A 24,509-nucleotide genomic window follows, 5' to 3' on the forward strand; every position below is an offset into this window, starting at 1 on the left:
TATTGTCGTTACTTTGTCGTTACTTTGTCGCAACTGTGTCGTAAATGGAAAATAGAGGGTTAAATATAAAACAAGAAATTAATATCATATTGGCTGCATTTCGGCAGTTCAAGGATGGGGCCTCTATCGAGGAGATAAAATATGCATCTGGCCTGGACATAGAATTACGCACACTGCAAAGACGTTTAAAGAGATTGCAAGAGCAAGGTTTTGTTACTCTTTCGGGCAGATCTACTTCTGCAAGATATTACCTTGTGCAAAAGGAAGAGAATCAAATAGCATCGGACAGAAAGGACATTATACCGTTATCAGATGCAGGGCGAAACGTTTTAGATCAGGTTTCACTTCCACTACGGCAGCGTGACTTCATAGGATATCAACGTCATTTTTTAGAAATATATAAACCGAATAATGATTTCTATTTGTCCGATGGCGAAAAAGAGAAATTAGCGCTTATTGGTAAAACATCCATGCCAGATCAGCCCGCAGGTACCTATGCCAAAGAAATTCTTCACCGCCTATTGATAGATCTGTCCTGGAACTCCAGCCGTCTTGAAGGCAACACTTATTCACTGCTTGATACCGAACGATTGATTTCACTTGGGGAAACGGCTGATGATAAATCAGCATTAGAGGCACAAATGATCCTCAATCACAAGGATGCGATTGAGTTTATTGTTCAGGCCGCCGATGGCATAGGGTTTAATCGTTACACGATATTAAACCTGCATGCCCTGTTGTCGAACAACTTGCTGCCAAATTCCGCAGCTTCCGGAAGGTTGCGAAGTATTGCAGTGGGCATTAATCAATCTACATATACGCCGCCTGCCATACCTCAATTGATTGAGGAAATGTTTGACCTTATGCTTAAAAAGGCTGATCAAATCCAAAATCCTTTTGAACAGGCATTTTTTATTATGGTGCACTTGCCTTACTTGCAGCCATTCGATGATGTCAACAAACGTGTATCTCGCCTTGCCGCAAATATTCCCTTAATCAAACACAATCTTGCTCCGTTATCATTTATTGATGTTCCGGGCGAACCCTATATAAAGGGATTGCTTGGTGTTTATGAGCTAAATAAGTTTGCCCTTCTGAAAGACGTATTTCTCTGGGCTTATGAGCGATCAGCGGCACGTTATGCTGTAGTTCGGCAAACCCTTGGTGAGCCTGACCCATTCCGCCTGAAGTATCGTGATGCGATGCGCAAGATTATTTCAGAAATTGTCTCCCAGGCATTGACACAAACAGAAGCATCCATTATCATAAAGAAAAGGGCGACACAAATTGCTGAAGTAGATCAACCTAAATTTATTGAAGCTGTCGAGACCGAACTATTGTCCTTACATGAGGGAAACTTTGCGAGATATTATATAAGCCCTTCTCAGTTTGCTCGGTGGAAAGCCGTATGGTAAAAAAATAAAAAAAGGGCCGCCACAATTTAATCGTGACGGCCCATGCCTTTTCTCAGGATATCAGAAGTAAGCCTATTGCTTGATGAACTTGCTGTTCAAGCGTTTTTGATTATCGATCACTACTTCGAGGTGATAAACACCGGGCAGTAGTTTGGAGACGTTGATGATCTGCTGATGCAGCGGCTGCGCTTTCTGGAAACCTGTTTTCAGGACCAGCTTGCCAGCCATATCATAGATGTTTACAAAAGAAGCACCGGTTACAACACTGTTGGTTTGCACATTGATCTGTGCTTGAGCTGGATTGGGATACACCAGCAGTTTGTCTGCTGCAACAGTTGCTTTCGAGGTAGCTTCTACAGCTTGAGCAGTGGTGATGCCAGAGATGTTGCTGCCACCAGTCAGCGCTGAAGCCTGAACTACGGTGATCTCAACAGTATCGGCAAATGGCGTCCAGTCATTACCCCATACGGTGAGGCTGAACCGGTAAGTACCTTCTACCAGGTTGCTCAGGGTTGTCACAGACTGTGAAGCATTCGCGATGTTGTGTTGCTCAGGACCGCTCACCTTCACCCACTGCCATGCTCTGATCACACCCTTAGGATCGGCAGAAGCGCCACCATTCAGGGTTGTGCTGTTGGAAGGCAGTACTACGGTGATGTCGGCACCTGCATTGGAAATCGTTCCATTACCAGCTGCGCCACTGGCAGATCTGGCGCTGAACGTACCAGCTCCATTTACCACTACTTCCATAGTGTCGGCTTGAGGCCTCCAGGTATGATCCCAGATAGTGAAACGGAACACATATGTACCTTCTACCAGACCGGTAACATTAGCAATAGCCTCTTTGGCATTGTTGATGGTTGGGCTGGTAGGTCCGCTGATCTGGTTCCAGGTGTAAGCATAGATCGGACCATCAGGATTTACTGAGTTGGAGCCATCTAATACGATACTATTATCAGGCAGTGTTATATCCAGGTCATCACCAGCATTGGCAATCCTGCCCAGCGTTTGGCTTGGAGAGCTGCTGGCTGCTTTAACGATTACCTGCATGGTATCAGCTTCTGGTCTCCAGTTATGATCCCAGGTTGTAAGGCTGAAGCGGTAAGTACCTGCTTTGGTCAGGCCGGAAGCCGTAGTTGATTGAGCTTTGGCGTTGGCCAGTGTAGCAGTAACAGGACCGCTGATCTGCTTCCATGTCCAGGCATAGATCGGGCCATTGGGGTTTACAGAGCCAGAGCCATCCAGTGTAAGGCTGCTGACAGGCAAAGTAATGGTTTTGTCATCGCCTGCGTCAGCGATCTTGCCAGACGTAGGTGGAGGAGGTGTTGTACCATTGTTCACTACTACCTGCATGGTATCAGCCTGTGGCCTCCAGTTATGATCCCAGATAGTGAGGCTGAAGCGGTAAGTACCGGCTTTCAGGTTAGAAGCAGTGGTGGACTGTGCTTTGGGGTTGGCAATGGTTGCAGTAGAAGGACCGCTGATCTGCGCCCATGTCCAGGCATAGATCGGACCATCAGGATTTACTGAGCCAGAGCCATCCAATGTCAGGCTGCTGGTAGGCAGCGTGATGGTTTTGTCCGCGCCTGCATCAGCGATCTTATCAGCTGGTTTGCTGGGCGGCGGTTGAGAAGCGTCGGTAGAAACTGTCAATACCATCGTATCAGCCTGTGGCCTCCAGTTGTGGTCCCAGATAGTAAGGCTGAAACTATATTTACCTGATTTCAGGTTAGAAGCGGTGGTTGATTTTGCTTTTGGATCGGCCAGTGAAGCAGTAGAAGGTCCGCTGATCTGAGCCCATGTGTAAGCATAGATCGGACCATCGGGGTTAACAGAGCCGGAACCATCCAATGTAGTGCTGGCGGTAGTCACAGACTTGTCAGGACCTGCATTGGCAATTTTTGCTCCTGGATTGCTGGGGATAGAAGCTGCTTTCACAGTTACTGTAACATCGTTGCTACCGGTAGCACCAACATTATCAGTAGCAGTGAGCCTGAAAGAGTAAGTACCTTCTGTCAAACCGGAAACGGTAGTAGAAGCAGCACCAGCGTTGCCGAAAGTAGCATTGCCACCACTTACTTTAGTCCAGGCATATTTGCTGATAGAACCATCAGCGTCTGTAGCGGAGCCATTCAGAGTTACAGAAGAAGCAGGCAGGGTGATGGTTTGATCAGAACCTGCATTAACCACAGGAGCCTGATTGGAAGGACCACCAGAACCTACAGTTACAGTTACGGTAGAAGTTGACCAGTCTGCACGGTCATCTACTACTGTCAGTTCATATACATAAGTACCGGGCCAGTTCAGGCCGGTAACAGTAGTTCTGCCATCCAGAGAAATGGAGGCATTGATAGTACCATAAGCAGGGCCGGAGAGCTTTCTCCATATATAGCGTACAATTTTGCCATCTTCGTCGGTTGAGCCCGCACCACTAAGTGTAACGATGCCAAGGCCGGTAAGTATAGATAATGGGTTGCCTGCATTGGCTACCGGACGTTTGTTAACAGGTTTGCTTTTGTCTTGTCCGAGGAACCATTCATACAGGTTTGGATTTTGCCAGGAGTTATCCGTGCTATACACGCGTCCCCAGATCCAGTGTTGACCGTCGGGCCACAAAGTCATGTAGGGCTTCACTGCAGGGTTCAGCTCATTCATCTTATAGATAGAGCCTGTAGTACAACCTGCACCCACCGTTGCATCATCCTGCGCATGGAATGCCCATACAGGCAGGTTGGCATTGGTGAGGTTGGAGAAGTTGATACCAGGACAGGTACCGCAACAAACGCCGATAGCCGCGAGTTTCTTCGCGTTGTCGAGTGATGCGCCTGCATAAGACCACGTACCACCACCACCAAGGCTTAAGCCGGTGAGGAAGATGCGGTTCTCATCGATGGAAAGGTTCCTCTTTGCGTAGTTGATCATTTCTTCCACGTAGAAATTCTGCCAGCTGCCATACTTGCCATCAAGTTGGGGCGACAATACCAGGAAGGTTTCTGTTTTACCATTCCAGGTAAAGGTCATGTTGTGACCGCCATTGATGGCACCAGCCACACCAATACCAAGCAGACGATTGAGTTCGGTGGTTCCATTCCCTTTTTCACCGACACCGTGGAGTGAGATAATGACCGGATACTTTTTGCTTGTTGTGTAATCAGTAGGAGTGTACTGATAGAAGCCAATGAATTGACCGTTAGCAGCGGTCAGGCTTTTGGGTACTTGCTGAGCGGATACAGTTAGCGTTACGAGCACACTCAGGCACAGGAGTAGTTTTTTCATAGAGAATTCTAACTTTTAGCACATTGGTTATGAAATAAAATCCCTTCTTGATCAATTGGCACGGAAACCAATTAATCACCTCGATGACACGCATCATCGCAATGGAAAACCCCGTAGCAATAAGGAAAAATGGCGGCCGGTTAGCTATAATTACTCCATCTTCACGCCGTGGGAAAGATCGTGTGAAAATTAGTGAGCCTTATTATTGGACTTACCGAGCTTAAATAGGGAAAGATTGAACGGCAAAAAAAGTCGCAATTACTATACCAATCTCGACAAATTGCCTTGTTATTTTAATGTAATTCTAATTTTCTTTACGCAGCTCAAGTGCGTGTGTAAGTCCTTCTACAAAGATGTTCTTCATATAATAATTGTTTTTTTGACAGTTTGATGAAACGCTTGCCCGTAGCGGGTTTCAGCGCATCTGTTTTAGCCAGATAATTTGGATTTCGATGTGCAAAAAAACAAAAGCGGGACGACTTTTCGGTCGTCCCGCTTAAAAAGAAATAGCGTTTAAGTGTTTATGTTTATCGCTTAACGCTTAATAAACTTAACAACCATTCTCTTCTTACGCTCTATCTGTACTTCGATATAGTAATTACCATTTCTGAGATGGCTGATCCTGAGCGGAAACTCCTGGTAAGACTGTGTCTTCAGGCGTCTGTGAACTTCCACAGGACGGCCAAACTGATCCATGATCGTCAGTGTGGCTGCACCCAGCGTATCGGTGATACAACGAATCGTGATCTGTGAAGAACCACGCGATGGGTTCGGATACACCGTAATCTCATCGTTGTAGCGCAGATTGTTCACAACAGATACAGTTACGCTGTCGGCTGCAGTGGCGCCATTGGCGTCTGTAACGGTCAGCTCGAATACATAATCACCAGGCTGCAGGTTGCTGGCCGTAGTGATCATCGTATTACCGCCGATCGTTGCAGCAGCAGGACCCTTCACTTGTTTCCACACATAGCTGGCAAGAGGACCATCTGCGTCATACGACAACTGGCCGTTCAGCGTGGCAGTGGTAGCGGGCACAGCTATCTGGATGTCCTTACCGGCATTGGCTACAGGCTTATTATTTCCCTTAGCCACTACAGTAACTTTTACCCGGGCTTTCGCAGTACCGCCCCTGTTGTCCGTCACGGTCAGCTCAAACTCATATACACCAGCTTCTACACCTACGATAGTAGGTCTTGCGGAAGTGGAATTGATAATTGTCAAAGCGCCGGGACCGCCTACCTTGGTCCATGCATACGATACAATCGTACCATCAGGATCGGTAGAAGCGCTACCATCCAGTTGGATCACCGGATCAGGCAGGTTGGCACTGATGTCAGCACCTGCATTGGCGATCGGCAACACGTTAGGAGGCGCTATCACCGTCACTTTCACAGTATCCCTGTCGATCACATTATAATTATCTGTAACGGTTAATACGAACGTATACACACCTTCAGCCAGGTTGCTCAGTGCGGTAGAAGCCGCAAAAGCATTGGCAATGTTGAACTGGCCGGGGCCGTCAGTCTTCGACCATGAGTAAGTAATAGTGCTATTACCATCAGGATCAGAAGAAGCAGAACCATCCAGCGTAGTGCTGTTGTTGGGCAGCGTCAGCGTAATGTCGGCACCCGCATTGGCTACCGGCGCCCTGTTAGGATTCGGGCTCACGGTAATTAATACGATGTCTCCATCACTCAGACCACCGTTATCAGTCACGGTCAGTTCAAAAGTATAAGTACCTTCTGCCAGGTTGCTTAACGTAGTAGTAGCTGAATTCGGATTGCTCAGCGTGAATTGAGCAGGGCCACTAACCTTTGTCCAGTTGTAAGAAACAATGGTATTGTTGCCTTCAGGATCTGTAGAGCCTGTACCATCCAGCGTTACGCTATTGGTAGGCAGGGCAATGATCTTGTCGGCGCCGGCATCGGCATTCGGCGCACGGTTGGGGATCGGACTTACCACGATCACCACCTGGTCGGTAGCCGTCAGGCCGCCATTATCGGTCACTGTCAGCTGGAACGTATAAGTACCCTGTACGAGGTTGCTCAGAGCCGTGGTAGCCGCGTTTGCGTTCGCCAGCGTGTATTGCGCAGGGCCATTCACCAGCGTCCAGGCATAAGAAACGATCGTGTTGTTACCATCAGGGTCGGTAGAAGCCGTACCATCTAGCGTGGTGCTGTTGTTGGGCAGCGGAATATTCACGTCTGCACCCGCATTGGCAACCGGTGCACGGTTCGGTATCGGGTTCACCCTTACAGATACCGTATCCTTATCGCTCAAACCACCATTATCAGTGATGGTCAGTTCGAAGGTATACGTACCCTCTACCAGGTTATTCAGGGCAGTAGAAGCTGCGCCGGCATTGGCAATATTGTATTGCGTAGGACCAGTCAGCTTAACCCAGCTATAAGAAGCAATAGTGCCATTACCTTCAGGATCGGCAGAAGCAGTACCATTCAACGTGGTGCTGTTGGCCGGCAGGGTAATGGTAATATCACTACCAGCATTGGCCACAGGCGCCCTGTTAGGAATGGGGTTTACAACTACCTGTACCTGGTCTGTATGACTCAGGCCGCCATTATCAGTAACAGTCAGCTCGAAAACATACGTACCCTGTACCAGATTGCTCAAAGCAGTAGAAGCTGCATTGGCATTCGCCAGCGTGAATTGGGTAGGTCCGCTGATCCTTGCCCATGCATAAGAAGCAATAGTGTTATCACCATTCGGATCAGTAGAAGCAGAACCATTCAACGTGGTATTGTTAACCGGCAGGGTAATAGTAATATCAGTACCTGCATTGGCCACCGGTGCACGGTTTGGCTCAGGATTAACAATGATCTTGATCGTGTCATCGCTCGGTACCCACGCGCCATCCCATACCCGCAGCTTGAACTGGTAAGTACCCTCTACGAGGTTGCTCAACACAGTAGTAGCGGCACGGTCATTCGCGATAGTATACTGAGAAGGACCAGTTATCTGGAACCACTGATAAGCACTGATAGTGCCATCAGGATCATAAGAAGCAGAACCATCCAGGGTTGTACTGTTGTTAGGCAGCGTGAGTGTTACGTCAACACCTGCAACAGCTACAGCACGCTGGTTATTACTTGGCGGCTCAGGATTTACCGTTACAGTTACAGTATCCTTGTCTGTAGCGCCATCATCATCAGTCACCGTCAATTCAAACTTGTAAGTGCCCAATACGAGGCCACTCAATGAAGGCGAAGCAACATTCGTTGCACTCAGCGTAAACGCTGCAGGGCCATCGATCTTAGCCCATGACCAACCGTTGATGTTGCCATCAGCGTCAGAAGAAGCCGAACCATTCAACGTGGTGTTGTTGGTAGGCAGATTCAGGGAAATATCTGTGCCTGCATTAGCTACCGGTGGTTGGTTCACGGCCGGAGCAGGATTAACAGTGATTCTGATAGTATCCTTACCGGTTTGTCCACCATTATCAGTCACGGTAAGCTGGAACGCATACGTTCCGGCTACCAGGTTGCTCAGGCTGGTAGACGCTGCACCTGAATTACCCAATGTGTATTGAGCAGGACCAGCGATCCATGCCCACGAATAACCCACTATTGAACCATCAGGATCAGTAGAGGCGCTCGCGTCCAACGTTGTATTGTTGGTAGGCAGGGTAATATTAATATCTGTACCAGCTTTGGCAACCGGCGCCTGATTTACAGGAGCAGGTTTCACAGTCACTAAGATGGTATCATTAGCGGTAAGACCGCCATTATCAGTAACCACCAGCTTAAATGCGTAAGTACCTTCCACAAGATTGCTCAACCCTGTAGAGGCAGCAGCAGCATTCGCCAGCGTAAATTGAGTAGGACCACTGATGCGGCTCCACGCATAACCGTTGATAAAGCCATCGGCGTCAGAAGAGCCACTTGCATCGAGCGTAACACTGTTCGCTGGCAATGTAATGGTCAGGTCCGAACCAGCATTGGCCACAGGCTTCTGATTAGGTGGCGCATTCACGATCACCTTCACAGTAGCAGTACCGGAAAGACCGCCATTATCAGTAACAGTAAGTGTAAATGTATAAGTACCAGCTACCAGGTTGCTCAGCCCTGTTGAGGCGGCATCACTATTAGCCAGTGTAAACTGCGTAGGGCCGCCAGTCCTTGTCCACTTGTAAGTAGAAATGGTATTGTTGCCATTAGGATCGGTAGCCGAACCAGTCAGTGTGGTATTATTAGTAGGCAGCGTGATCGTAATATCAGTACCTGCATTCACTGCAGGAGGCTGATTGGTAGCAGCGGGATTCACCGTTACCTGTACGATATCACTAACCGGTATCCAAAGATTATCCCAGATAGTCAGCTTGAAGGTATAAGTACCCTGTACCAGACCGGTCAATGCAGTAGTAGCACTGTTGGGGCTGGCAATGGTAAAGTTGGGAGGACCGGTTACCTTCGTCCATTCATATTTACTGATAGGACCGTCAGGATCATTAGACGCAGAACCATCGAGTGTAGTGTTGGTAGTAGGCAGTGCGATCACAATATCAGCACCGGCTGCAACAACAGCAGGCATGTTAGGACCGTTTACTGTCACCTTCACTTCATCGCTGCCGCTAAGACCTTCCTGGTCTTTTACTTCAAGACGGAAAACATAAGTACCAAGCGTCAGACCAGTAGCTGTAGCAGTGGCTGCGTTGGCATTAGTAATACTACCACCGGTAGGACCTGAAACTTTGGTCCAGGTATAAGAAGCCATTTTGGCCTCAGGGTCAAATGATCCTGTACCATTTAAAGTAGCGGTAGAAGCAGGCTGGTTGATGGTGATATCAGCACCAGCGTTGGCAGTAGGCGCCTGGTTGGGGCCTGCGCCGGGATTAACGGTGATCTTAACAGTGGCAAAAGTCCATTCTGCCCTGTTATCCACCACTTTCACCTGGTACTCATAAGTACCGGCAGAGATCAATCCGGTTACGGTAGCCTTACCATTAGTAGATACTGAAGTAGCAATGCTGCCGTAATTAGGTCCCGAGAGTTTTGTCCAAATGTATCTTACAATAGTGCCATCCTCGTCCGTAGAACCGGAGGCATCCAGTGTTACTGTTCCTAATCCTGTTGTAATGGTTTGTGGCGCCCCTGCATTGGCATTAGGGCGCTTGTTGACAGGGAATGTCCTGTTTTGCCCCAGGAACCACTCATATATATTGGGGTTTTGCCAGTTATACTCCGTGTCATAAACACGGCCCCAGATAAAGTGGTCGCCGTCGGGCCAGATGGTCATATAAGGCTTCACAGCCGGGTTCAGGTTGTTGAGCGCTGAGATCGCTCCGGTAGTACAACCAGCACCCACCATCCCGTCGTTCGACGCGTGGAAGGCCCAGATAGGCAGGTTGGCGTTCACTAAGTTGGGGAACAGGCCCGTGTTCGGACAGGTACCACAACAAACACCAATACAGTTCAAAGTCTTTGCATTGTTCGCAGAGGCACTTGACCAGCTCCAGGTACCACCCCCACCAAGGCTTAAGCCGGTGAGCGTAATACGGTCAGGGTCAATGTTCAGATTGGCCTTTGCATACTTGATCATCTCATCTACATAGAAGTCCTGCCACCAGCCGTAGTTATTAGACAGCTGGGGGATGAGCACCAGGAAGGTTTCCCATTTACCATTCCAGAAGAAACGCATGGTATGCCCCTCATTAATGTTCCTGGGCGTACCATTGTTCAATACGTTCTTCAGGTCAGTAGTACCGTTTCCGCGCTCACCAATTCCATGCAGGAAGATGATGACCGGATACTTGGGGCTCTGGTTAGGATTGTAGTCATACGGCGTGTATTGGTAAAAGCCAATAAACGTTCCATTGGAAGCCGTAAGACCTTTGGCTACCAGTTGAGCTGAACCCGTAAATGATAAAAAGGAAAAGAGGAGAAGTAATAGCGTGGCCTGAACATGCCACTTCCTCCAGTAGGGTGTACAGTTTTTCATTAGGTTGATTTTTCGGATTTAGGATACAATGGACTTACCGAAAGTCTCGGATTAATACGAATAACAATATACAATAATCTTACCAGGATGCAACCCCGGGGGAACATTAAAAGCATAGTAAACCCTGTTTTTAAAGAGTCGATTTTAACCAATCGTTCAGAGGAGGCGGTTTGATAGGGGCGGAATCAGGGTGGGAAGTAAGCTCGGAACTCACGCAAAATAAAGGCCAAACGCCTATTCCGGCATCTAAAATGTATAAAATGTGGAAAAAGGAGCATGAAATGTCGCCTGCGGATATGATGATATTAAAATCTAATACCTCCCACAGATTTTGATATACCTCAAACAGAAAAACGGTAAGGGTTCTTTGATTTATGTCAAATCGAGGAGGGGAAGTTGACAGGTTTAAAAGTTTAAAGGTTGATAAGGGAAGCCCTCCCTTATCAACCTTTAAACCTATTAACTTAAAAGAAAAACAAGTAGTGGCGGTATCTCATACCTTTTCACCCTATCAACTTGTCAACCTTCCAACTAATTATCTTGGGTAAACGCCTTCGGCGTATGCACAAACTCCTTACGGTCTACATTCATCTTGAACAGCGCCCGTATAATAGATAATACCAGCAGCGGAATATGCGCTATAGCTTTGACGGTCTGCATTGAATAGAAGTTGCCCGGAATAGCGATCACAAAAGTGAGCACATACAGGCCCATCAGCCCCAGCCACCATATATAAGTAGGAGCCAGGATCGAAAAACCGGTAAAGTACTCCAGCACCATGATGGAAAATACCAGGAAATAGCTGATTAAGAAGATGATACGAGGAGCTGCGATATTACAGAACAGCTTATTCCAGTAGTCTTTCGTCTTCGGAATATGCCCCCTTTTCTTATCGAAAAACAGGCGCAGGTGAATGATCTGCGACTCCAGCCACCGGGTGCGCTGGTTTTCAAATACGTTCTTGTTGCCTACCTTTTCGTCCAGCACATACGCATCTTCAATGAACTCGATACACATGTCGGCCTTCATGATCTCGAAGTCGACCACGCGGTCACAGGCAGGATTGCCAAGAATATCTTCCCGGTCATAGATCTCTTTGATCTTGTAGAACAGGAATGCCATGCCCGAGCCGATGGTGGTAGAAGAAAAGCCCAGCGCACGCTGTCCGCGGCGGAACAGGTGATTATTCGTTTCTTCACTGATAGCATCCAGCACAGCTACAGGTGTATTGAGGTTCTTGGCGATGCGGTGACTTTGAACGGCGCGGAAGCCCTTTTGGAATGCATCATTCACCTTCTCCAGGCAGCCGGGCATCATAATATTATCAGCATCGAGGATAATAGCTACGTCATAAGCCCCCTCGGGTATCCAGTTGAAAAGCTTGTTGAGCGAGCGGGCCTTTGATCCAATCTCGAACTTCACTTCCAGTACCTCCACATTTGGAATGGTCCTTAACTCCGCCACTGTTTCCGGCTGCAACCGGTCGGCAGCAATATATACCGTGAATTTATCAGCAGGGTAGTCGTGCGCCGCCGCCTTGCGCGCTGTATTAATAATAATATGGTCCTCTTTATAAGACGGGATCAGCACAGCAATCTGCTTTTTAGCAGCATTGGGTGTGTATACCTTGGGCCGGTACAACTTACCAGCGATGGCCACAAAGAAAAAGTACACCGTGTAGGCCGCCAGGTAAATAAATAATAAGAAAAATAGTATGTGTAATATGATCATAATAAGTTCAGTGTTTGTTGCTCAAAGCCCCGTTAGGGGCTACAGCTTTGTAAAAAAACGTGTTTAAAGGTTTTGTGCGCCATCGGTGCACTACGCTCAAACAGGCGAATAACTCGATGAATACAGATTCCACGTAGCACCCTTCCAGAAATACTTCAGGTGGGTAAACTGCCGCTTCAACAGATAGCTCATCGTATTCTTAGGCAAAGCAAACAAGCTGAAATATAGTGTAAAAACCAGTAATGCGAAAAAGCCGGCATTACGACGTATATATAATATGCGATTGCGCGTATGATAGTAGGTCTTCATGGGGTTAGCCTTTCCTACACTCACCGACTCTTTATGATAAATAACTGCAGGGGCGGTATACCAGATCTTGAACCCTGCTTTAAGTATCCTTGCCGACCAATCCCACTCTTCATAATACAGGAAGAACTTCTCCGGAAACATGCCCACCTTGTCGATCACTTCCTTCTTCACCAGCATGGCACAGCCGTGAGCCCCAAAGGTAACGCCCGAAGTGTCGTGCTGCCCTTTATCCTCTTCATGATAGCCAATACCCGAAGTGCGCCCGGTAAAATTGTTCATGGGGCTGAAACCGGCATATTGAATAGTATTAGGTTGGTCGAAGTATTTGATCTTGGGGCAGGTTACGCCGATGGACTCATCTTCATAAAACGGCTTCAGCAGATCATCCAGCAAGGTATCCGTCACGATAGTATCGTTATTCACGATAAACATGAAATCACCTTTAGCCTGGCGCATGCCCCAGTTATTACCACCGGCAAAGCCGAGATTATCTTTACTAAGCAATAAACGAGTGTTGGGATAATTACCCCCCAGGATCTTTTCGCTGGGGTCTACGGCAGAAGCCATATCGCAAACCAGTATTTCGAAATTCCGGTACTTCAGGTTGCGGGTCGAAGCCAGGAAGTCGAGGGTAACGTCGGTTTGGTTGTAGTTAAGGGTAATAATCGATATGAAAGGTTGATCCTTTCGCATGGTTGGGTTTCTTTTTGTGGTAAGCTACTAAAAAAGCCGGGGAGGCTGGAAGGCCGAAAGCTTGGTTATACCGTTCGCGCCTTATCGTCTTCCCGGCTGGGTTCCTTGAACTATAAATATATCACATCAGGCACATTGGCTCTTCTTACGCATTGGTGCGTTGGATCAGAGCAGAAGGCGTATTGGCCATGATCCACAGGTCATACATAAAGCTAAACCTGTCAGCATAGTCAATATCAAGATTCAGGCGCTCTTCGATAGACATGTCCTCTTTTCCTCTTTTCTTGATCTGCCACAGACCAGTCATACCGGCGGGCGCCATAAAACGTTTAGCCCATTCGTCGGTAGTGAGTGAAGCCGCTTCATACAATGGTAAAGGGCGGTTGCCTACCAGCGACATGTCACCGAGCAGCACGTTTAACAACTGAGGCAGCTCATCCAGGCTCGTATTGCGCAGGAAAGCACCTACTTTAGTAATGCGGGGATCATTGTTGATCTTAAAGAACACCGCACCAGCGGCAGCATCAGTGCCACTATATTGGTTCAGGTGGGCCAGTTGGGTAACCTGTTTGTCGGCACCTACAGACATCGTCCTGAACTTGTAAAAGTTGAATATTTTATAACCGCGTCCTGCACGTTTAGCTACATAGAAGATAGAACCTTTAGACTCGATCCTGATCGCCAGGGCTATCAGCAACAAGATTGGGCTCAGTATCAGCAACAGGGTGCCGGCAACGAGAATGTCGAATGCTCTTTTGAATACAGGGCTGGGAGGAGTGGTTACCTTCAGCGCACTTTCAATAGACCTGGTGTTCATGTCGTCCACCAGCTTATGCTTTAATCTCTTCAGGAAACTTACCTTACGCAGGAGGCGTTGACGGTTGTAATCCTGTAAAAAGATGATATCATCCACAAAGCTATAGTTCTTGAAGCGTTCGATATCGGCAACAGCCGCATGTGTACCTTCCACTACTACAGGCACAGCCGTCAGCGGCTTGTGCATCAGCAGAAACAGGTGCAGGTCGCGCAGTTGCTCAACAGTTACCGGAGCTTCTACGATGATAATATCAGGAATGTTGATGTGCTTGGAATTATTCAGCAAGCGCCTCAGCATGGACTTGGCATTGCTTACCGACTCGGCGGCATAACCGCTCTCAAAAGCATTGATCAGGTTGCCGATATTCTCAGCTTGCTTTCCAATGTAAAAGAACTCCAGCTTTTGCTGTTCTGTAGCACTACCAGTTGTAGGTTGAGAATTGATGGTAAAATGCTTGTAAACCCGCTTCGCTGTCTTTTCGCCGTGTAAAAATGTTAGTTCCATAAAGTAAGGTTGAGAGATTATTTTTAAATAACCAGGATTCTACGAATTAACTGGCATGCGCCACATACGCTGTTGCCACTTTTGTATCGTTCACAACCCGCTGAACCGCATTAATGAGGTCAACAGGATTAAAAGGCTTAGTAAAGTTTTCAGCCACACCAAACTCTTTGCACTTTACATCAACTTCTGCTTTATCGAGCGACGATATTACCATTACAGGAATATCGCGATATATACCACTGGTTGTAAGTTGTTCAATCAATTCCCAGTCCTGCATATCAGGAAGCTGAGCATCTGTAATGATCAGATCAGGCAGATTTCTTTTGGACAGCCAGTACATAGCTGAACATCCATCAGGAGCCGTTACCACCGTGTAATCTTTGCCGAGTACAGTTTGCAATAAGAAACGTATTGCCTTACTGTCATCAATTGCGAGTATTTGCTTTTTCATTTAGGGAATAAGTTAAGCTTTAGAAAAATCGCAATTTTTCAACAGGCATGTCTTTGGACTAACATGGCTTATCCAGAGGAATTGAACAATATTCAAAATAACAAGGCAATCCGTACGCAATAATCGTAACGGGTCTTACAGGATGGTATGTGGATTATCAGACTGGTGAGATCTGGTTACAGAGGAATTTCAAGGATTTGTGGGATCGAGAATAAGCTGCTATCATCTTCATCTGGCTTGCGCCGTTTCCAAGGATAGTTGAATAAGAGGGAGTGGTTTACTTTCGCCGGTAAAAGTAGTAACAAAAATTAATAAACCAAATTTCTGAGCTTATTATCTTTTTATTATATAGCAAAAATCCCCTTTTACCTTCGAATTTCAAATACCCATAATGTGGTATTTTACTATAAAGCCGCTACAAAGCGTATTATTACGCTATCTTTTGCCGGGCTGCCTTCTCCCATAATACCGTTTGCTTGTTGCGCAGGAAACGGCTAAAGCCCATGAATACCGACAGGTTCATAAACAGGAAATAGAACGGAATATATACAGCTTTCAACTTAATGTCCCGGCTTGCATAGATCCAGCCCGTGATTCCCATTATATAAAACAAAGCCTGCAGCACCAGCACTACCTGGTAGAAAACCCCGCCACCCATGGCTACGATCAGTATGTTACTGATCAGTAGTAGGATCAGGGCCACCGGGCATGCCGTCCACCGGAGAATGCGATGCGAAACGAACTGAAACGAAGCCACCGGAAACCTGAACACATTAAAAAGTTCCTTCAGGAGTATCATGGCCTGGAAGGCGCCCGCACAGATCCGCACTTTACGTTTCATTTCATCTTTGATACTGGCCGAAGGCGCTTCTGCTGCATAAGCATTAGGCTCGTAGCGAACTACGTACCCATTGATCACCAGCTTCAGCGATTGGACAAAATCTTCGATGATGGTTCCTTCCGGAGCTTGTTCGAACAACGATTTACGAACGGAGAATAATTCGCCGGCTGCTCCAACGGTGGTGTACAGGTCCGAGTCGAGCTTTTTCAGGAACGACTCATATTTCCAGTACAATCCTTCGCCGGCTGCTGCCGCTGCATCTTTACCGCGTTGTAGAATCTTTTTCTCGCCCGCTACGCCACCTACTTTAGCATCTTCATAATGCTTTACTATTTCACGTACACAAGCCGTGTTCAGTAGCGTATTGGCATCACAGAAAATAACGAGGGACGATCTGACATGCTGTATGGCCCGGTTCATGGCTGCCACTTTTCCTTTGCGCTCTGGTTGATGTAATAATAATATGCCAGGGTGCTCGCTGATGATAGCTGGTGTATTATCGTTAGACCCGTCTGTGATGAAAATCAGCTCCAGCTTGTCTTTCGGGTAATCCAGCGCCAACGTATTATAAATTTTCTCCCGTATAAAATCTTCCTCATTATACGCCGCAACAACCAGCGCCACGGCTGGAAGTTGGGAATCTTCTGCCCGTTGTACTGTCGATTGCCGATTGCCGATTGCCGACTTGAGCTTCACAATGACCCAAACCAGCATCCCATAGCCAACATAGCTATAGAAGATCAGGAAAAGGCTTGCCCAGAAAATGATGTTGATTGTATTTGCCACGCTTAAGAAGATCATATAGGATCAGGCCGCAATATTATCCCGTTTTTTTCAATTCATACTTAATTCTGATCAACTAAATGATAAGGGGCAGGTGGTTAATGGGGTGTTACGCTGCGGTTAACAGACATAATATATATTGTATGCCCCTTGTTCTGTGTATATATTTGTTGAATTGGCCCTTTTCCTTACTCAAACTGAATCATTTGACAAGTGTCAAAAATACCCGGAAGTGGTTATTGTTCGTAAGATAATACTTAAATAATTTCGCTTTTTAGAAAAGATTACTACTTTTGCGAGTAATCCTCCAATTTTCCTCTCTCCAATTATCCCTTAGGAACAACCTGTGCTGTTTACCTCAATTATTCTTAGACAAAACCATCCTTGAAGTCATCTTCCAATATGCCGCCTTTACTGTAACAAGTCGGAATCATATCCTCATTTAAAGCCGTTTATTAGGTTTTAGAAAAACTTGAATTAACGTTTTTAACTATAGCGTAATATGAAGCGAATACTACTTCTTACCACAACAAGTATGTTGTTTTGTGTAGCCATGCTGCAAGCACAAAACGTTTTTGATCCTGCCGATCCCATCGTGCGGTACAACTCTGCCGCCACCCTGGGTACAGCAACCAACCCTAACCCTACAATTCAGAATCAACTGCAAAAGTGGGTGAGTGTTGCGTCCAACGGGATCAGCACAGGAAGTGGCAGCTATGATGTTACATCATACAAAGCCTACTTCATCAACATCGGCGGCGCGCAAATGTGCTTCCGTTTAAAATTCCCAAAAAGCTACTCCAACCCCGACAGTGCCGGAAAAAAATACCCCATCATGGTATTTTATCATGGCGCCGGCGAACCAGGTTGTAACTCTAATGGAGGTGTTTACAACAACGAACGTCAATTGACGCACGGTGGTAAACTTTTCCGTGATAGAGTAGACAACGGTAGCTTCGACGGATTCCTGTTCTATCCACAGGTGAACTCGGGTTCTTCCTGCTCCAGCTCATGGGGCACAGCGCCATTTTCACCCTACTACAACCTCGTTTTGAGGTCTTTGGATTCGCTTGCTAAATACGCGCGCATGGACATTGACCGTGTATTTGTAGACGGTCTGTCAAACGGTGGTGCTACTGCCTGGTCAATGACCGCTGAGTATCCCCGTTCAGTAGCTGCTGCTGCTCCTTCTGCAGCCGCTACCGGTTCTACCAACTTCGCTGATTTTGCTGCTATTCCCATCTGGTTTGCCAGCGGTGCTTTAGACACCAACCCCAACCAGGCTTTTTCAGAAAGCGTTTACAATAACTTAAAAAATATAGGCGCCGATATCAGGTTCACTTTGTATCCTGATCTCGGTCACGGTGTGTGGACTACACACTGGATGGAGCCCGGCTTCGTAGACTTTATGAATGCTGCACACAAAGCAAACCCACACGTTTTCTTTGATCGTGAACAATTCTGTCCGGATTCCCCTATCAATGTGAAGATTGGTATCTCCAGAGGATTCTATGCTTACGAGTGGACAAAAGATGATCAACCGATCGCTTCTACTACTAATACCAATTCACACACCATTAGCAATAACTCAGTAGTTATCAGCTACACTGGTGGTGAGATCACTGTTAGGTCATTTGGTGTTTATAAAGTTCGTTTCAAAAGAACTGCCAGCGGCCCCTGGTCTGCATGGTCTCCACGTCCTGCTGTGATCAGCCCCAAACCTGTTACACAAACACCTACGCCTGTAGTAACCGGTGTGAAGAGTAAAGTATTACCTGCTCCTGATGGCAGCTCAACTGTACAACTTTCATTACCTGCAGGCTATGTTTCTTACCAATGGTTCCAGGGTGCTACGGTTGTAGGCAACCAGGCTACTTATACTGCCGGACCTGGTACTTACACAGCTAAAGTCGTAGAGCAATTCGGTTGCGGTGCATTGCCTTCAAACCCATTCACGGTTATCAATGCCAATGGCAATCCGAAACCTGAGCAGGCAAAGAACCTTTCTGCTGCTCCTGTTTCACTCACAAGCATTCAACTGGATTGGAGCGATAATCCCAATGCAGCTGAAAATGAAACCGGTTTTGAGATCTACCGCAGCACTACTGCAGGTGGTCCTTATACATTAGTTACTATCGTTCCTGCTAATACCATCACTTACACCAACACTGGATTGACCGCTAATACACAGTACTACTTTATTGTACGTGCTGTAGGTGCTTCCGGCGGTGCTGTAGCAAGTAATGAAGCAGGTGCTAAAACTGAAGTGGATGCTACAGGACCTACAGCTCCTTCCAACTTCAGGGTATTGTCTACGTATACCAGCTACGCTACTGTAAACTGGAATCCTTCTACAGATGACGTAGGCGTAGACAAATATGACATCTTCGTAAATGGTGCCAAGACTTACACCACTACAGAAACAACATTTGATGTTGCTAACCTGGATAGCGGTAAAGTATATACTATATATGTAAAAGCACGTGATGCTGTAGGCAACTACTCTGCACCGAGCAACCAGGTAACCATTTCTACCGGACTTTCTACCAATGGCCTTGCTTACAAGTATTATCAAGGTTCATGGTCCAACCTGCCCGATTTCAGCAACACACCAGTTATCAAATCTGGTAATACAACCAACGTTGGTACGTATACCACTTTGAGAAACCAGGGTGACAATTTCGGTTTCCTTTGGGAAGGTTATATTAATATCACTACGGCTGCTACTTATACTTTCGAAATTTGTTCTGATGACGGTAGCAAGCTCTTTATCGATCAGCCATACAGCTTTACCGCTACACCGCTGATCAATAATGACGGTGCACATGGTACTACATGTAAAACAGCCAACATTGCTCTCTCTGTAGGTCTTCACCCGATTGCCCTTGCATATTTCGATGCAACAGGTGGCGATGCGATGACCTGGAGCTGGCAACGTTCAGGTGTGTCTAAAACGGCAATACCTAACTCGGTACTGTTCGCAGCGAGCATTGTTCCGCCGTCTTTGACTGCACCAACCAACCTGGTAGCTACGCCTGTATCTCATAACAAGATCGACCTCACATGGACTGACAACAGTGCAAACGAGTATGGTTTCGAGATCATGCGTTCAACCAGCGCTACTGGCACCTTCACGCAGGTAGCTACAGTAGCTGGTACTTCTTATACTGACTCTGGCTTGCTGGCCAACACCAAATACTTCTATGAAGTACGCGCGGTAGGCCTTACAGGTGAGTCTGTATATACCAGCAACTATACTGAAGCAAACTGGAAAGTAAATAACAATGGCAATGATGACAATGGCAGTGGTAGCCGTACACTGGCTCTGACCGGTGCAACATATACTACTTCCAATGTTAAAGAAGGCACTCATTCACTGAGCCTGAATGGTACAAACCAATACGCAACTGTTAACAGCAGCAGCGGTGGTGCGTTCCCAAGCGACGGTGGTTATAACCAACGTACTGTAGCCCTGTGGATCAGACCTACATCAACCAGCAACAGCAAAGTGATCTTCGACTTTGGTAACAGCACCAACGGTCTGGCACTCCGCTTCAACAGTGGTAATCTGCAGGCTGGTATTGCAAGTGCAGGTACAAGAGTTAGTATCTCTTCTTCTGCCCTTAGCTCCAACCCCAACTGGTTGGGTACCAATAACTGGAACCACGTAGCAGTTGTATACAACGTGAATTCACTGAAGATATTCCTGAACGGTGTTGAAGTAGCTTCTAACAATAACCTGGGCATTACCAGTGTAGCTGCAGCAGCTTCTAACAACTCCCGCTTTGGTTATTCCGGTGGCAACGGTTCCGACAATGCCTTGAACTCAGCTTCAGGTAGCAGCGACTACTTCGGCGGTTTGATGGACGATATTTATGTGATCAATGGCGCTATGGCTGCCAATGAGATCGCTCGTCTGATCAATTCCACTTATGCTCAGTCAATTGCTACAACAGCAGCAACACCAGCAGCACCTGCTACGCCTACTTCTCTGGTAGCAACACCTGCAACTGGTCCTGTTGTAAACCTGACCTGGAATGATAACGCAGCAAATGAAACAGGTTATGAGATATGGAGATCTACTACCAATAATGCAAACTATCGCGTAGTAGCTACCATCCCTGCAAACGCAGGTGCTCAGGCCGCATTCGCTGATACTTCACTCTTCGCAAACGTTACTTATTTCTATAAAGTGCGCGGTACTGGTGTTGCGTCTCCATCAGCCTTCAGCAATGAAGTGTCTGTGCCTACGCCTAATACAGTTCCTGCATTCGTTGCTATTCCCGACTTCACCATCCGTTACGGTACGCAGCATACAATGACTGTAGTTGCCAACGATCCTGATGGTGACGCCGTGACCCTGACTACTGAGAACGTACCGTATTTCGCGGTAGCTCAGAATGCGGGTAATGGTACGATAGACATCGTTTCTTTCCCAACCATCGCTGATCAGGGTACTTACGCTATCACAGTGTATGCTACTGATGCCTTTGGCGGAAAAGATACCATCGTATACAATATGGTGGTGAACAGCAACAACCTGCCCAACATCAATACGATTGCTAATGTGACCATGAAAGAAGGTGAAGAGCGCAAAATTGCTCTCGTAGCAAATGATGCAGATGGCAATGGCACGATCGTATGGTCTGCTATCGAGAAGCCTTCCTTCGCTACACTGGTTGACAGTGGTAACGGACGTGCTTCTATCACCCTGGCGCCAAACCTCGCAGCAAGCGGTAGCTACTCTGTGACCGTTAAGGCTGATGATGGTAACGGTGGATTTACTACCAAGACCTTCACCATCGCTGTTAGCGAGAACGATCCGAACGAGAAGATCCAGGTGAGCATGAAGTATTATACGAATGGTGGTCCAGGCTGGAACGATATCGAAACAGCATCTGGCGCTCCATTCAATAAAGGCAGCATGGTAAATACCAAGGGCCAGACTACAACTGTTGGTGTAGCACTGCAAAGTGGTGTATACGCTACTGCTGATGCAGGCGTACAAAGCAGCACAGTGTTCCCTGCCAACGTAATGAAAGATGGTATCTACTGGGGCTTCTACTGGATAGGTGGTGATGATACTTTACGCCTGCGTGTGTATGGTCTGGATGTTGCCAAGAAGTACAACTTCGTGTTCATGGGTAGCAACAACTGTACGTTCTGCGGTCTTAACGAAAACACGATCACTACATATAAGATCGGTAACGAAGCAGTTTCTATCAAGTACTACAATAACGCCAACGTAACAGATACCATTTACCAGGTGCAGCCTGCTGCTAACGGTGAAGTGATTATCACAATGGTAGGCGATGCTGCAGGTGGTGTAGGTGGTACACTCAACGCGATGGTGATCGACGCTGTGTACGATGATGGTACCGCTCCGCTGAAAGCAACTGATCTTACTGCTGTAGCACAAGCCGGTGTAGGTATTAACCTCGCATGGTCTGATAAAGCTTACAATGAGGCTTCTTATAAAGTATACCGTTCAGGTAGCCAGGTTGGTCCTTACTCACTGATCGCTACTTTAGAGCCTAATACAGCTACTTACACAGACGAAGCAGTATCTCCGTTCACGACATACTACTACTATCTCGTAGGTACGAATGTCTACGGTAGCACAACCAGCGATACAGTATCTGTTACTTCTGCTAACAATAAGCCAGTAATCGCCGGATTGCTCACCAGCTTCAACCTGAAGACTGATGCTAACAATCAGGATGACTTCACAGTAACTGATTCTCCTGGTGATGTGGTAACTGTATCTCTCGTAAACAACCCGGCTTATGTAAGCCTGCAATCACTGGGTGGCAATAGCTACAGACTGGTAGTTGCGCCTACAGCCAGCGACCTGGGTTCAGCAAACTTTACTGTGAAAGCAGTAGATGATAAGGGTGCAGAAGTTACTACCAACATCGCTGTTGCAGTAACCGATAAGAACACCCGTTCTGTATACATCAACTTCGCTAACTATAACGAAGTATCTCCTGCCAACTGGAACACCTTCACTGGTTACGGTAACGCAGGTTCTACAATGAGCAACCTGAAAGATGAGAACAACGCAACCACTCCGTTCGGATTCCAACTGGTGAACGGATGGGCAAGTATCTCTCTGACTGGTCATAAGACTGGTAACAACACAGGTGTATATCCTGACGTGGTACTCGCCAACGGTCTGGTAGATAACAATGCTGCTGCAAGACAAATACGTTTCACTGGTCTGGACAACAGCAAACGTTACAATGTGATCGTGGTAGGTACACAAAACGAAGGTCTGGACGCATCTGTTCGTTATGTATCTGGTGCTTCAAGCGATACGCTGAACGCCCGTTACAATACCAACCAGACTGCCAACATCAACAACCTGACTCCGAGCGGTGGCGTGATCACTGTAGACATGACCAAACTGGCAAGCGCTACTTACCAGTTCATGACTGCAGTTCAACTGGAAGAGTTCACACCAGGCCTTAACCTGAACCCGGTTAACCTGTACGTTGAACCTAAAGACAGGAACGCAATCCTCGTAAGCTGGTCTGACAGAACTAATAATGAAGATGCAGCAGGTGGCTTCCAATTGCAACGTTCTACCGATGCAGCCTTCAGCAGCGTAACAAACATTGACCTGCCAGCTAATACAACCACTTATACCAGCGCTGGTCTTACACCAAACACCAAATACTGGTACCGTGTACGTGCGAAAGTGGGTGGTGTGTTCACAGATTGGAGCAACGTAGGTAAGACGATCACTCCGAACGCGATCTCTTACGTGAACTTCAACTTCGCTACAGAGTTCAATGCACCGGCTCCATGGTACAACCTGGCCGCAATGCCTACAGACTTCTATTCATTCTCAGGTCTGAGGAATCAGTCTAATAACCCAACTGGTATGACACTCACCATCACCAAGGTGATGAACGGTGACAATAACTTTGGTGTGATCACTGGTAATAATTCAGGTATTGCTCCGGATGTAGTAATGCAGTCTAATTTCTGGATCGACAGAACACAACAAGCTCAAATGAAGCTGACTGGTCTGAACCAGGCTAAGCGTTACAGGATCGGATTCCTGGGTAGCATGAGCACCAACGGATGGTTCGCAGGTGATTACACTTGTACTTATACCATCAACGGTCGCACAGTATACCTGAACTCCTGGATGAACTCAACTAAGATTGTTTACATCGGCGATGTACAGTCTGATTCTAATGGTGAGTTGTTGATCAACTTCTCTACTACTGAGCAGGCTAACTACGGTTTCAACGCCGCAATGATTATACAGTCTTACGACGATGTTCCTGGTGGTGGTTCTGTACTGAATGGTGTTGAAGTGATCGCTGGTGCAGAAACAGCTACAGTTGGTGCCGATGATGCGGTTCGCGCTGCAACACAGGCTACAACTAAGGAAATAACTGAAGGAAGGACATATCCGAATCCGTTCCTCGATCAGATTAACCTTGATTTCAACAACACAGCAGCTGATAACAACGTAAGCGTAGATGTTTACGACCTCAGCGGTAAGTTGGTATTCAGGAAAGCATTTGGCAAGTTGACCGCTGGTTACAACACCCTGCGCGTTAACACCGGAACTTCTCTGAACACAGGTATCTACATGGTTACTTTGAATGTAAACGGTAAGCCCGTACAAGTAAGTAAAATGATCAAGGCTAACCAATAGCCAAACGTATAAAACGATGAGCCCACCCCTAAAAAGGATGGGCTCATCTTCATAAA

At 46.9% G+C, this 24,509-nt stretch carries 9 protein-coding genes; 2 read left to right on the plus strand and 7 right to left on the minus strand.

The window, feature by feature from the left end; translation table 11 throughout:
- The first annotated feature begins 44 nt into the window (after window positions 1–44).
- Window positions 45–1,415 (plus strand): Fic family protein, encoded by a 1,371-nt coding sequence (locus tag AC5JBY_RS09020; RefSeq protein ID WP_495904245.1) that lies wholly within the window; start codon window positions 45–47, stop codon window positions 1,413–1,415.
- A gap of 72 nt (window positions 1,416–1,487) precedes the next feature.
- Here the strand turns inward: AC5JBY_RS09020 and AC5JBY_RS09025 are convergent, their stop codons facing one another.
- The 7 genes from AC5JBY_RS09025 to AC5JBY_RS09055 all read right to left on the minus strand — a co-directional run bounded on the left by AC5JBY_RS09025 (window position 1,488) and on the right by AC5JBY_RS09055 (window position 16,781).
- Entirely contained in the window at window positions 1,488–4,691 is a 3,204-nt protein-coding gene (locus AC5JBY_RS09025) for a PKD domain-containing protein (protein ID WP_495904246.1), read from the minus strand.
- A gap of 534 nt (window positions 4,692–5,225) precedes the next feature.
- A complete protein-coding gene (locus AC5JBY_RS09030) occupies window positions 5,226–10,649 on the minus strand; it encodes a PKD domain-containing protein (protein ID WP_495904247.1) in 5,424 nt (1,807 codons plus the stop codon).
- Window positions 10,650–11,180: 531 nt separating this feature from the next.
- Window positions 11,181–12,380 carry a glycosyltransferase family 2 protein gene (locus AC5JBY_RS09035; RefSeq protein ID WP_495904248.1) on the minus strand — a complete coding sequence of 400 codons (1,200 nt, stop codon included), beginning with the start codon at window positions 12,378–12,380 and terminating at the stop codon, window positions 11,181–11,183.
- Window positions 12,381–12,476: 96 nt separating this feature from the next.
- Window positions 12,477–13,382 (minus strand): glycosyltransferase family 2 protein, encoded by a 906-nt coding sequence (locus tag AC5JBY_RS09040; RefSeq protein ID WP_495904249.1) that lies wholly within the window; start codon window positions 13,380–13,382, stop codon window positions 12,477–12,479.
- A 145-nt stretch (window positions 13,383–13,527) separates the two neighbouring features.
- Window positions 13,528–14,703, minus strand: coding sequence for a sugar transferase (locus AC5JBY_RS09045; RefSeq protein WP_495904250.1), 1,176 nt, complete (start codon window positions 14,701–14,703; stop codon window positions 13,528–13,530).
- A 46-nt stretch (window positions 14,704–14,749) separates the two neighbouring features.
- Window positions 14,750–15,154, minus strand: a complete 405-nt coding sequence (locus AC5JBY_RS09050) for a response regulator (RefSeq protein ID WP_495904251.1) — start codon at window positions 15,152–15,154, stop codon at window positions 14,750–14,752.
- 430 nt (window positions 15,155–15,584) lie between these two features.
- A complete protein-coding gene (locus AC5JBY_RS09055; protein WP_495904252.1) occupies window positions 15,585–16,781 on the minus strand; it encodes a glycosyltransferase family 2 protein in 1,197 nt (398 codons plus the stop codon).
- Window positions 16,782–17,280: 499 nt separating this feature from the next.
- Between AC5JBY_RS09055 and AC5JBY_RS09060 the strand changes: the two genes are divergently transcribed.
- Entirely contained in the window at window positions 17,281–24,453 is a 7,173-nt protein-coding gene (locus AC5JBY_RS09060; RefSeq protein ID WP_495904253.1) for a fibronectin type III domain-containing protein, read from the plus strand.
- Window positions 24,454–24,509: the final 56 nt, after the last annotated feature.

It is taken from the genome of Paraflavitalea sp. (assembly GCF_059502485.1).

Excerpts from the sequence above, each read along its gene's own strand:
- AC5JBY_RS09020 (WP_495904245.1), top strand. The coding sequence starts at position 45 with ATGGAAAATAGAGGGTTAAATATAAAACAAGAAATTAATATCATATTG.
- AC5JBY_RS09050 (WP_495904251.1), bottom strand. The coding sequence starts at position 15,154 with ATGAAAAAGCAAATACTCGCAATTGATGACAGTAAGGCAATACGTTTC.
- AC5JBY_RS09045 (WP_495904250.1), bottom strand. The coding sequence starts at position 14,703 with ATGGAACTAACATTTTTACACGGCGAAAAGACAGCGAAGCGGGTTTAC.
- AC5JBY_RS09040 (WP_495904249.1), bottom strand. The coding sequence starts at position 13,382 with ATGCGAAAGGATCAACCTTTCATATCGATTATTACCCTTAACTACAAC.
- AC5JBY_RS09035 (WP_495904248.1), bottom strand. The coding sequence starts at position 12,380 with ATGATCATATTACACATACTATTTTTCTTATTATTTATTTACCTGGCG.
- AC5JBY_RS09025 (WP_495904246.1), bottom strand. The coding sequence starts at position 4,691 with ATGAAAAAACTACTCCTGTGCCTGAGTGTGCTCGTAACGCTAACTGTA.
- AC5JBY_RS09060 (WP_495904253.1), top strand. The coding sequence starts at position 17,281 with ATGAAGCGAATACTACTTCTTACCACAACAAGTATGTTGTTTTGTGTA.
- AC5JBY_RS09030 (WP_495904247.1), bottom strand. The coding sequence starts at position 10,649 with ATGAAAAACTGTACACCCTACTGGAGGAAGTGGCATGTTCAGGCCACG.